Origin of the sequence: Methanobrevibacter sp. (assembly GCF_030539555.1) — an archaeon.
GTDB lineage: Archaea > Methanobacteriota > Methanobacteria > Methanobacteriales > Methanobacteriaceae > Methanocatella.
In genome coordinates this window covers 20,027-32,880 of sequence record NZ_JAUNXX010000016.1, presented here as the reverse complement: position 1 = coordinate 32,880, position 12,854 = coordinate 20,027, and the positions used below count along the sequence as shown (strand labels likewise).

Sequence of the window (12,854 nt, the reverse complement as noted above, 5' to 3'; positions counted from 1 at the left end):
TGGACTGACCGGGATTTGAACCCGGGGCCTCCGCCATGCCAAGGCGACGATCTACCATCTGAGCTACCAGCCCATAAAAATTAAATAAAATACAATAATAATATTTGATACTATTACTATAAAAAACTATTTACCATTTTTTGCCAAATCATAAAGATTGTCAATAATAATTTGGAACAGGTCATCAGTTTTCACTTCAATCTTTTCATGAGGATTTACAATAAAATCCAATGCCTTGTTGATAACATCCTCAGTATCAATGGAACGATACATTAATCCTTTGTTAATATAATACTGGTCCACAGACAAAGTTTCACCAGGATAACATGAAATGACGGGTGTTTGCAGGATTGCAGCTTCCCTATTCATTGTACCTCCAGCACCAATGACAAGATCAGCCTTCTTAATGATACTTGAAGTATCTACAGGCGGTTTCAATATTGAAACATTATCAATTCCCTCAAATATTTCGGCCTGTTCTCTGAATCTTGGAAGAATCAGTATATTGGCAACATTTTTTAACTCGTCAACAATTGGAGATAAGACTGACTTTCTGCAATCGGCATCAAGGTATGATGCAAGTGAAGGTTCAGGTCTCATCAGTATAGTTTTTTTATGTTTCAAATCAAGATTCAAATCATCAAAAACATTATCATTATATTCAAAACTTTTGAAATGCATTAATTCGGAAGTTCCATTATATGGAATTATTGTATTCGGATCAGCGCCAAATTTCATTAATTTCCAGAAATCTATAATATTCGGAGTGATAATCCTATCACATAACGGAAGAGTCAATTTATTAGCCGCAAGGGCATGTTCGTTGTCTAAAACGTACAAACTTGGGATTCCTAGACCAAATGAAATTCTAGGAAGCTCAATAGAATGCTTGCTAAGGGCGACATCAACCCTTTCACCATGTATTATATCAACAAGATTATAGACTCTTGATGTAGATTCTCTCAATTTATCATACAGACTCACACCATGTTTTCCAACAGATATGAAATCTATATCATACATTTCCATTAACTTATGAATATCACCAAATTGCCTTGCAGTAACAATTACATCCTCACCTTCTGCTTCAAGATATTTAATCACATCTTTGAAAAACCTTACATGAGGAGCATTTGAAATATCTACCCACACTTTCATGAAACCACCGGAAAAAATTTATTTATAAATTATTTTTCTTTTCTTCAATAGCTTTGATAATTTCATCCAATCCGTTACCTTCCTTAAGGCTGGATTTGATGATTTTTACATTAGGATTCAATTTTTTAGCATCTGCAACCATTTTATCGGCATCCGCACCAACTGCCTCTGCCAAGTCAACTTTATTTATTACAACAGCATCTGATGTTTGGAAAATCAATGGATGTTTTTCTACTGTGTCGTCACCTTCGGTAACACTTACAACCACGATTCTCATGTGGGAACCAAGTTCAAAGTCAACCGGACAAATTAAATTGCCCACATTTTCAATAATGACCATGTCCAAATCTTCCAATGGCAAGTCATGAAGACCATGACCAACCAAATGAGCATCCAAATGGCATTCCTTACCTGTATTTAGACCCACTACTGGAACATCATGCTTTTCAATACGTCCTGCATCAAATTCAGAGATTACATCACCAGCAAGAACTCCAATTTTATAATCGGTATTGTCTATGATTTCTTCAATCAATGTTGTTTTACCTGAGCCGATTGCTCCAACAAAATCAACACAGAATATTTCTTTGTCTTCCAAATTTTTCAAGTTTTTGTCTGCTAGTCTTTTATTAGCATCCATAATATTTTTTGCTACTTCTACATCTGCTACTTGGTGCATATTTTCACCTCAAATCGTTTAATCATCAGGTTTTTCAATAATAATATTTTTGACAACAATGTCTCTTCCATTAAGAATTTCAACTGCAAGACTATCACATTCAGGACATTTGACCATTGGAGCATAGTGATCTTTATCATCAAGTATTGCATCACCATGGAATCCGCATTCAGAACAATCCACTTCAACAGGAATCTCTTCAAACTTAATTTCTGCATCTTCGACAAGGGTATTTTCCACCAAAACCCCTAAAATAAATTTAAGTTGTTCCGGATTCACCATAGCCAATCTGCCTAATTCAATAGTAACTTCAGTAACTTCAGTTGCATTATTACTTTCTGCAGTATCTATAACTGCATTAATAATACCTTGAGCCATTGATAATTCATGCATTTTATTTCTCCTTACAATAAATATTAATATTATAAATTTAGTTTTGTTTATTAATAAAACTATTTAATATTTAAACTAATTTAATGTAATACCCGAAAATTTTAAAAAAATATAAAAACTGTTGCATTTAACAACATTTAAATATATTGCTTCCAAAAATATTATTAACTAAGGAGATATTAAAATGACTTACAAATCTAAATTTGGTTTTGGATGTATGAGATTACCGCAAACCGATGCAAACAATCCAACAAAAATCGACCAGGAACTGTTTAATGAAATGGTAGACATCTACATGGAAAAAGGCTTTAACTACTTTGATACATCCTATGCTTATCATGGAGGAGCAAGCGAAACTGCAATCAGAAAGGCAGTAGTTGAAAGATATCCCAGAGAATCATATCAAATCTGTGACAAAATGCCTACATGGGCATTGACATCAGAGAAGGATAACGACAAATACGTTAACGAAATGCTTGAAAGGTTAGGCATTGACTATTTTGATGTGTTTTTTATACACAACATCAACGTTCCATGGCTGAAATTGGCTGAAAAATGCAATACATTTGAATATGTTAAAAAAATGAAGGAAAACAGAATAGCTAAAAAAATTGGATTCAGTTTCCATGACAATTCAGAACTCCTTAAAAAAGTCCTTGACAAATACGGGGACTTTTTAGATATTGTCCAGCTGGAACTGAACTACCTCGATTGGGAAGATCCCTCCATTGAAGCGCACAAATGTTATGACCTATGCGTAGAACATGGGCTTGACGTCTATGTGATGGAACCTCTAAAAGGAGGAGTGATTGTAAATCCCTCCGATGAAATTAAAAGTGAATTTAACTCATTCAATCCCGACAAATCAATAGCCAGTTTCGCAATAAGATTCTGTGCATCCCTTGAACATGTTAAAATCATTTTAAGCGGCATGAGCAAAATGAGCGATTTAGAGGATAACATTGACACTTATGAAAACTTTGAGGTATTGAGTGATGAGGAAAGCAGATTCCTAGAGAAAATGGCACTGAAACTAAGAGAAAGCGTTGCGGTTCCATGCAGCGAATGCGGATACTGCATAAAAGCATGCCCAGAAGAGATTCCAATTCCAGAATACTTCAACCTATACAACACCAGTAAAAACCAGCCGGAATCTGACATTTACAGGCTCTACTACGACAAACTAGGTGATGAAAAGGTTCCAGCAGACGAATGCACCTATTGTGAAACTTGCCTGGAACATTGCACACAAAAAATTAACATTCCTGAAGAGCTTGAAAAAGTCTGCGAGCACTTTGAGGAAGGATTCAGCCCTTATGCCTAATGCAATATTATCAATAAGGATTTCAACTTAAAAATAGCTAATGATGAAAATTGATTAAGTAAAAAGAATTTCCATTTGTGAAAAGAACCCTAATTTAACAGAATTCCAATTAATTTTCATCAAATTCATTCTTTTTTCTGATTTTTGAAAGTGGGATTGATAGTATTATCTTCATTTGAATTGTTAAATGAGTTTTTCAATACAATTATAATGAAAGATAATGGGATTAGAAATATTAAACCTAATATTATCCAAATCATCACTGCTTCCTCCAAATTTACTGTTTTAGCGTTTAAAAAAAAAAGAAAAATTAAAGGATAATCTTATCTTTTAAATTTCTTCTTGAATTTGATGTATTCTTCACCGCCGCTTTCAGCAGCAAACTCATATTGGTCATTGAATGCAACACCATGAGGGTCAGTTACAAATATTACATTTGACTTGGTATTTGTTTCAAATTCTATTTCAGAACCGTTTTTCACAGTTCCCACCTTAATACCATTCATGAATACCTGATGTCTAATGGCGGCTCCAATTAATCCTGAAAGTCTTTTAAATGTTATTTTGCAAGGTTTATCAAGAATTTCATCTTTAGCAGCCTCATTCGGTAAAGATTCATACTTCTCATTGCAGTCTTCACATTTAAATTTCACAGGTTTGATTTCAAAGTCGTTTTTACTCCTTGAACTAGCCACCATGTTACCAACGCCTCCAAAAAGCAACTGTTTACCAACACTTGCACCTAAGGATCCGGTACCCAGGACTTTGTATTTTGTACTTCCACATTTTGGACATACAACCCCAACAAATGTGGGATTTTTAATGTTTATTGATTCATCGGATGCCATGTTTTCACCTTATATTAGCATATTATTTACAATCAAATAATTTCTAAAATTTTATTGACAATTAATAATAATAATTTTTAAATATATAAGTAAAATAAATGAAAAACTTTAAACAAAACTTAAATAATTATACTGATAGTTCAATGCATAACTGACCCATCAGACAGTTCATGACACCCTCATCTTTAATTCGCGAACCATTTCACTATTTTTATCTATTTTATACGCTTTTTTAAAGTATTCTATTGCCTTGGGAAATATCCCTGAATGATAATAAATCAAACCCATCAAAGCCAGTGCATCAGCATTCTTACTGTCAAAATCAACCAGTTTTTCTAAAATTTCAAAAGAAGTCTCTAAATCTCCCTGCTCATACAAATCATAAGCCTCTTCATACAATACTTCTTCATCATCCAGCGTATTTATTTCAAAATGAACATCATTGTTGGCCTTTTGCCTATTATTCAACCGGACATCAAGCTCATTTGCCCTTTCATTTGCCTTATCAATAGCCAAAGCTCTTTTGACAAACATTTTTGAAATGTCATTCTGGTCCTGTTCACATAATATCTGGGCCATCAATGCAAGAGAGTCAACATGGTTTTTATTGGCAACCAGGATATTGTTTAAAATATCCTTTGATTGTGAATAATCCCCCTTATTATACAGTTCCAATGCATCGCTAAACTGCATGTTTTCATTGTTGATGGGTTTTCTAGCTTCAGATTCTTCGCTATGGTCTTCCTTTTTGGGCGTAATCTCATTTGAGACTAATTTGTACATATATTCAAGGACATATTTAGTTGCATTTTTGTGAAGAGGTTTATTGTCGTTGCCGCATTTCGGAGAGTATATGCATGCAGGACATCCGCTTTGACAATCACAGTTGTTGAGCAGGTCAAGAGTGGATTTCAACAGGTCAATGAAGACATCTACTGCCTTCTGGGTTATTCCAATTCCACCCTCATAACCATCATAAATGAAGATAGTGGCTTCCTGAGTGTCTTCGTGATAATTAGTGGAAAGCCCGCCTATATCAAATCTATCACACATGGTATGTAGAGGAAACAGACCAATTAAAGCGTGCTCAGCTCCATGAAGGCCTCCAGCAAATACTTCCTCTTCATTTGGAAACATGTCCTCCAACGTGTCTTTAACACTTTTTGGAATAGTAAACCATAAACCTTTGGTATTGAATTTTAAAGGCGGCAGGTCCAACGGATAAGTGCCAACAGATTTTGAAAATTGCATCTTTTTGTATTTGAAGTAGTCTTCACTGACTGTCAATTCCCCGAAGTGGATTGTGAGATTTCCATATTCCGTTTTGGACAATTTCCTTTTAATCGTAATGTCTGTCTGGTTTAATACCATCGTATGATAGTCGACATCTTTTCGGCTAACATTGACGAATCCTCTTGACAGGCTTACACTGTCAACAACATATGTATCACCCTTATTAATTAAGATTGCACCTTCATGAGCTTCCCTATATACCTGTGATCTCTCCATTGTCTCCAGGAGTCGGCCATTATTCATTACTTTAAATTCCTGACTTGAAATCTGATCGAGGGAATGGTCAAGTGCTGGATTGTCGTCATATGGGTAGATGTAATCTCCACGACCGTTGATGAGTAGATCTTTCTTGGACACCAGATTATCCAGAAAATCATCATCGACTCCGAAGTATTTTTCTATTTCATTATATTTTAAAGGCAATTCCTTAGCAGCGCACAATAAATGAGCCTCCTGCAGTATCGGATTAGTCAAATCAATGATTGCATTTTCATGAGGCTTATCAAAGAAGAAACCCGGATTGTTCATGAAATATTGGTCCAGTTGATTTTCAAAAGCTATCAATATTGCCAGGGATTTTTGTGAGCTTCTTCCTGCACGTCCTGCCTGCTGCCATGTAGATATCATTGTTCCGGGATAACCTGAAATGATAACTGCATCAAGTGAACCGATATCAATACCCAATTCCAGGGCATTTGTACATGTGACACCCAAATACTTGCCGCTTTTAAGACCGTCTTCGATTTCACGTCTCTCTTCCGGCTTATAACCTGCCCTATAAGCGGCAATCCTATGGGCCAATTTTCCTTTAATTTGCGTCATGTCTTTTTTGGCCCACATTGCAATCAGTTCTGTGGTCTTTCGTGAAACCGTGAAACATAATGTCTGAATTCCTTTAAGCATCATATACAAGAAAATGTTTTCAGTTTCCATGTGCACAGAAGGAGCATTTTGCATATTTATTTTCTTTCTTCTGTAATTTTTAAAAGGATTATACAATATAAAGTCCTTTTCGCCGCTTGGGGAAGAATCATTATCTATTAACTTAAATTCTTCGCCTGTCAATCGGTTGGCCAATTCCAAGGGATTGGCCAAAGTGGCTGATGAGAGAATAAACTGAGGGTAAGACCCATAAAAATTAGCAATTCTTTTTAATCTTTTAATTAAAAATGCCACATTTGAACCGAAAACGCCTTTATAGTAATGTGATTCATCAATGACTATGTATCTTAGGTTTTTATATAAACGTGACCACTGATGGTGCCACGATAAAATAAGATGCAACTGATATGGATTTGTCAATACAATGCGTGATTTTTCACGGATTCCTTTTTTATCTTCGCGGGGAGTGTCCCCGTCATAGGTTCTTGGGTTAATTTTAATTTCTAGATCCCTTTCAAGACCCTCCAACACGTGAAGCTGGTCATTTGATAATGCTTTGGCCGGATAAATATAAAGTGCTGTTGCACTCTCATCTTCAATCATCGTCTCTATTATAGGCAGGTTAAATGCTAAGGTTTTACCTGAGGCCGTTGGAGTCGTTATTATTACATGTTCTCCCTCTTTGATTGCCTCATAACTGTCGGCCTGGTGCTGGTATAGTTTTATATCATGAGAATCAAGATACGCTATTATTTTCTCATCCAGATTGTCAATTCTCTTAAACCTGGCTTTTTTAGCGGAGATAGTCTCTACATGGGCTATATTGTCCCTATAGCGAACATCATTTTTAAACATGTCAATATTGTTGGAACCTGTCATAATCTCAGCTAAAAAAATTCAATAGTTAACAAGTAATATTTGATTGTTCAAATAATATTAATCTTTTCCAAGAGCATTTTAAAAGTAATATTTTTTGTAAAAACCAGAAAAAAGGTAGGGAAAATCCCTAACTTTTTTAGCATATCATGGAAGGTTTTACAAATCCTACCATGATTATACCTTTTGAATACAAGACATAAAAAGTTATTGTAAAAATAATTTTATATTCATTAAGGAAAAATTTAAAGAGGAAAAAATACTTTCCAAATGCTCTCTCACTCATTATATTAATAACATCTTCACATAAATTAATTATTATAGATTAAGAGGGAAAAAATGATTTCATATGAAGAATTTGAGGACATTATAGTAAACACACTTAAAAGAGACATTTCTTCAAACAAGGACCAGAAGAAAGCTATCTTATCTGAACCTGACAAATCCCTTTTCATTGTTGCAGGACCAGGATCCGGCAAAACAACTGTAATGGTATTAAAAATATTGAAATACATTTTTGTTGATGATGTTGACCCTTCAGAAATTTTAGCAACAACATTTACAAAAAAAGCGGCAGATGAACTTTATTCAAGGATTTTAGGATGGGGAGATGAAATTAAAAGACATCTGGAAGACAAATACATTGACGACAACAGCTTCAAAACAGCAGAACTAATCTCCAAAATAGAAAGAATTGACTTTAACCAAATTAACATAGGTACAACAGACAGCATAGCTGAAGAACTACTTAGAGAAAATAAAAAGCCCGGAGAGAACCAATCCATCGTTATTGAAGAATTTGTTGCAAATACTGCAATGATAAAGATTCTTATTGAAGATGAAAAATACCTTAACAAAAATCTTGTAGAATACCTGAAGGAATTAACCGGCAAAAACAAACTTGAAGAACCATCGAAAATGAGTGAAATTCTAATGGAAATCAAAAATAGAATTTATTATGATCAGGTCGACTTTGATGAACTATATGAAAGTTCACAACCTGATAGTGGTCTTAAATTAGCACTTGATTGCATTAGAGAATATGAAAATACACTTAAAAGTCGAAACACAATTGATTTTGCAATGCTTGAATCCGGTTTTCTTGAAAAACTTAAAAATAATGAACTGGAATTATTTTTGGATGAAATCAAAATCGTTCTGATTGACGAATATCAGGACACAAACCTGATTCAGGAAGATATTTACTTTACAATCGCCAAATCCGCTCTTGAAAACGATGGAAACATAACCGTGGTGGGCGATGATGATCAGTCATTATACAGATTTAGAGGAGCTACAGTTGATTTGTTTACCAACTACAAACAGCGTGTCAAAGACAGGTTGAACATAGAAGTGGAAGAAATCAATTTAACAACAAACTACCGATCAACAGAAAACATCATTAACCACTGCAATCAATTTGTAGAGCTTGACAAAACATATCAACAAGCAAGAGTTGAAAATAAGCCTAAGATTATTGCACCTGATTTTGACAAAGATAAAATGCCAATTCTGGGAATGTTTAGAAACAACCCAGAAATTCTTGCAAAAGATCTGTCAAGACTAATAGATAACCTGATAAACAAAGGAGAAAGTGAATTAAAAGTCTTGCAGGTCTTAGACGAGCAATATTACAGAAAAATAAACAGCGCAAATGATACTGTTAATTTAAAAAGAATCAAAAATGAGTCCCTGCAAGCAGGTAAAAAAGAAAATAGAATCAGACTTAAATTAGACAGTGATTATGGATCCGCTTCAGATATCGCAATACTGTCATATTCACCAAAAGAGACACAATACGGAAATCGTTCATTCCTCCACCACCTGAGAAAAAATCTTAAAAGGCTTAGAAATCCAGTTGAAATATTCAATCCGCGAGGAATCGACCTGCCTGATATTGACATAGTTGCAGTGTTCTGCGGTCTAATACTTGAATGCATTGATCCCGAAGGAAGCATTCAAAACATGGATAAAACAATTCCTAATTTGGCAAAAAGAAATATGACCCGTTGGAGATTCCAGGCAAAAGACTACATTAAACTAAATCCTGAACCTCACCAACCGGTCAGCTTAGGAGAATTTGTAACAAGATGGCAAATCAGAAGGCCTTATCCTGAAACAGTTAACGGAATTGACCAGAAATGGCCTGAAAGCGCCAGCCTAATGGAACTTGCTTATAAGCTGACAACCTGGATTGAAGAACTGCAGGATGATGTGGAAGGAATTGTATATCTTGAAGCCATTACAAAATCAATAACACAAACTGGATTTTTTAATGATTTCCATTCAACCATTTCATTTAAAAGCCCAACTGAAGAAAAAGAATCTGTTTTGGAGGCGATATGGAATATATTTATACCTCTTTCAACAGGCGGAGTGAGAATTGATGAATCGCTGCTTGAAACATTACCTGACAATCGGATTAACGTGCTGTCAATCCACCAGTCCAAAGGACTGGAGTTTCCGCTTGTTATTGTTGATGTGGGTTCAAGGTTTAAAACAAACGATATCAGAACACAGCGTTTAAGATTTCCAAAGACACTGCCTGATAAACTTACTATTGAAGACAGCATAAGGCAGCACAGTTCTCTTGGTGAAAGCGAGAGAAGTGAAAAAGACCGTTCATTTGATGATTTGACAAGACTGTATTTTGTGGCATTTTCAAGGGCTGAAAGTGTTTTATTATTGGTTGGTCTTAATCCATCGATTGAAGGATATATCAAGAAAAATGACCATTTTGACATTCCGAATATTGCTGTGGGATGGAGCAGAGATGAAAAATATGTTGGATTTAAAGAAATCTATCTGGTATAGGAGTGATTAAATATGAAATTACCTTCAAGATCAAAATCTTATATGATTCCCGAATATAGCTTAACCGGAGACCTGTTATCCTTTCTGACCTGCAATCTGCAATACAGATATCAGAATAAAGGTACACTTCCTCCGTCCAAACCTGTTCAAAGATGGTTTGGAGAATTTATCCATGGAGTAATGGAAGAAGCTTTCATTCAATGGAAACAAAATAAAACAGAGTTTCCGTGGGACTGGCTAAAAGACATAAGACCAATAGAGAACCAAATTGATTTGAGGCTTCAGGCTAGAGGGCTCTATCCCCATGATGAAGATCTGTTTTTCAGTACAACAAATCGTGAAGTTGAAAATCTTAATGAACATGACCATAAGAAATTAGCCAGTGCAAGAGCTGAAAAGGCAATTAACATTTGGGGAAAGCATCTCTTTCCTTTAATTGACTCATCAGAACTTCTGATAAAAGGAATTCGTGATATGCCGGGATATGATGAAAACAGAAGCAGATCAAATTATTACGGCATCAATGGGGTTGTCGATGTTTTAACATCCATGAAAATCAACAAGACCCTTGAACAGAGCACCCTTGACACTTACAACAACAAGATTATCGACATATTGAAGAAAAATGAGGATTTCCATAAAATGATTGAAGAATCCGATGACGGCGAGGATTATGAAATAATCATCGACTACAAAGGTATGAAAAGACCTCCGATTGAAGTTGATAATCCTAAAGCCGAAAATAAATGGGAAAGCCATAAACAACAGATATTAACTTATTCATGGCTTCGTTCCAAACAGGAGGATTCCAAATCAATTTTTGCAGGAATCATATTTTATTTAAATGAGCTTGTCCCATCCAAAGAAGATTTGGCTCTGATTAAAGAAGAAATGAGAGATGGTTTAATCAACGATGAGACCCTTGAAAAGTACAAAAAGGATTTTGATTTGATTGAAAACTGGCAGGAAGATGACAAGGCACCTGAACTAAGCAATGAATTCAAACTGGAAAGATCCATTAGAATTATCAACATCAACAATGAGGAAATAGAGAAATCTTTAGAAAAATTCGATGATGTTGTCTATGATATTGAAGAATCATTGATTAATGAAATGAAAGGAAGTAAAATCCAGGAAGCCTGGAAAGCCGAAGCGGATGAGAGAACCTGTCTTGCATGTGACTTTAGGACATTTTGTAAAAGCTATAAAAACAAAACAAAAGACTTTAAAATTCCATGATACAATATATGAATAGGTGTTATCTATGACAGATTTGGAAAAGAATAAAAAATACTGTGAAATCATTGAAAGTAAAATTAAATTAGATGCCAAACCTGTGGCAATGAAGTTAATTAAAACTGAAGATGATTTATTGGAAGGCTATGAATTAATCGATGAAAAAATAAGACATTGCGAAATGGTTAGAAAAGCATCTCTCGGCAATAAGTTTTACTCCACAATAGAAGAACAGATGTGTTTGGGTGGAGCTGGAGCTATTGGACTTAGAGACATGCCACCAAAATTAGCGAGCGGGGAAAAATACCTCTCTTTAGGAAGATTCCAAGATCTGGAAACCGCTAAAAAGCTCACTGATAAACTTTCCATTATCAAAGACAGGTCATGGGGAATAATCTATGCACCTTTGGATGAGGCTGACTTTGAGGCTGATGTTATTCAAGTCATAACCGAACCTGTTGGAGGAATGATTCTTGCTCAGAGTATCGTTTACAAAACCGGTGAAAAAATTAATCCTTCATTTGCGGGCATTCAATCATTATGTGGAGACGCATTTGCAAATCCATATATTTCAGATGGAATTAACTTTACATTAGGTTGTGACGGTTCAAGAAAAGCAGCAGACATTAAAGATAATGAAATGACTGTTGGAATCAGCGCAGCAAAAATAGAAGAAGTTATTTCCGGTTTAGAATCAATCTAGAAGATTTAAATAATCTTCATAATGATTTATATTCAATAATTCTTTTTTATTTTTTTCTTTAATTCCATAAAAAGTATAACCATCTGAGAATATTTTTCTTAAAATCGGATTCAGGTTATCATCCTCATTTTCCAGATAGTTCATTAGATTTTTTCTATGGGCTACAAAGGGCATGCCCAATCCTTCTGCAGTATCCAGCAATCCTGTTTTTCTTCTCCTTAAAATGGATATTGTTTTTTCAGGATCCTTTGAATTCTGACTAACCTCAATCATTTTGTTGAATGTTTCACTTGACACTGTAGGCTGGTCGCCTGTTATGCACAACGCGTAGTCGCAACATGCATTTGACAGACCATTGAAAAGAGATGTTGATAAACCTACATCAACAGGATTATTTTCAATGAACTTGACAGTACCTTCATAATTATTACATATTGCTTCTTTTATTTCACTAGCATAATGTCCAAGTACCACAATACATTCATCAATATTTGCAGATAATGCGTTGTCAATTGTTGTCTCCAAAACTGTCTTATCGTTGAAAGGTAAAATAAGTTTATTTTTCAAATCAAGATTTCTAGAAATCTGATCATTTCTCATTCTGGAATTTTTTCCAGCAGCAGTAATAATCGTTGAGATTGACATAAA

Annotated in this window: 10 protein-coding genes and 1 tRNA gene; 4 read left to right on the top strand and 7 right to left on the bottom strand. The window is 34.9% G+C overall.

Annotation, left to right across the window (positions count from 1 at the left end):
• From Q4Q55_RS04955 to hypA, 4 genes are all read right to left on the bottom strand, one after another.
• Positions 1-73 (bottom strand) — tRNA-Ala (locus Q4Q55_RS04955).
• A 53-nt stretch (positions 74-126) separates the two neighbouring features.
• Complete coding sequence (locus Q4Q55_RS04950) at positions 127-1,158, bottom strand: DUF354 domain-containing protein (RefSeq protein ID WP_303371716.1); 1,032 nt, start codon at positions 1,156-1,158, stop codon at positions 127-129.
• Between the two features lie 22 nt (positions 1,159-1,180).
• Complete coding sequence (hypB, locus tag Q4Q55_RS04945) at positions 1,181-1,837, bottom strand: hydrogenase nickel incorporation protein HypB (protein ID WP_303371715.1); 657 nt, start codon at positions 1,835-1,837, stop codon at positions 1,181-1,183.
• An 18-nt stretch (positions 1,838-1,855) separates the two neighbouring features.
• Positions 1,856-2,230: a hydrogenase maturation nickel metallochaperone HypA gene (gene hypA / locus Q4Q55_RS04940; RefSeq protein WP_303371714.1), complete on the bottom strand. Its 375-nt coding sequence runs from the start codon at positions 2,228-2,230 to the stop codon at positions 1,856-1,858.
• A gap of 184 nt (positions 2,231-2,414) precedes the next feature.
• Here hypA and Q4Q55_RS04935 point away from each other — a divergent pair, with 184 nt between their 5' ends.
• Entirely contained in the window at positions 2,415-3,554 is a 1,140-nt protein-coding gene (locus tag Q4Q55_RS04935) for an aldo/keto reductase (protein ID WP_303371713.1), read from the top strand.
• A 323-nt stretch (positions 3,555-3,877) separates the two neighbouring features.
• On the opposite strand, the gene Q4Q55_RS04930 is transcribed toward Q4Q55_RS04935, so the two are convergent.
• Together Q4Q55_RS04930 and Q4Q55_RS04925 are read right to left on the bottom strand one after the other, a co-directional pair.
• Positions 3,878-4,402, bottom strand: a complete 525-nt coding sequence (locus Q4Q55_RS04930; protein WP_303371712.1) for a hypothetical protein — start codon at positions 4,400-4,402, stop codon at positions 3,878-3,880.
• 168 nt (positions 4,403-4,570) lie between these two features.
• Entirely contained in the window at positions 4,571-7,456 is a 2,886-nt protein-coding gene (locus Q4Q55_RS04925) for a DEAD/DEAH box helicase (protein ID WP_303371711.1), read from the bottom strand.
• Between the two features lie 336 nt (positions 7,457-7,792).
• On the opposite strand from Q4Q55_RS04925, the gene Q4Q55_RS04920 reads away from it, so the two are divergent.
• The 3 genes from Q4Q55_RS04920 to Q4Q55_RS04910 are packed head-to-tail and all read left to right on the top strand — an operon-like array spanning position 7,793 to position 12,206.
• Positions 7,793-10,267, top strand: coding sequence for a DEAD/DEAH box helicase (locus Q4Q55_RS04920; protein WP_303371710.1), 2,475 nt, complete (start codon positions 7,793-7,795; stop codon positions 10,265-10,267).
• A 12-nt stretch (positions 10,268-10,279) separates the two neighbouring features.
• Positions 10,280-11,506, top strand: coding sequence for a PD-(D/E)XK nuclease family protein (locus Q4Q55_RS04915; RefSeq protein WP_303371709.1), 1,227 nt, complete (start codon positions 10,280-10,282; stop codon positions 11,504-11,506).
• Between the two features lie 25 nt (positions 11,507-11,531).
• Positions 11,532-12,206 (top strand): DUF169 domain-containing protein, encoded by a 675-nt coding sequence (locus Q4Q55_RS04910; RefSeq protein WP_303371708.1) that lies wholly within the window; start codon positions 11,532-11,534, stop codon positions 12,204-12,206.
• Here Q4Q55_RS04910 and Q4Q55_RS04905 read toward each other — a convergent pair.
• The gene (locus Q4Q55_RS04905) at positions 12,198-12,851 is read right to left on the bottom strand and encodes an NTP transferase domain-containing protein (RefSeq protein ID WP_303371707.1); all 654 of its coding nucleotides are present in this window, start codon (positions 12,849-12,851) and stop codon (positions 12,198-12,200) included. The two genes, Q4Q55_RS04910 and Q4Q55_RS04905, sit on opposite strands and share 9 nt — an antisense overlap.
• Between the last annotated feature and the right edge of the window lie 3 nt (positions 12,852-12,854).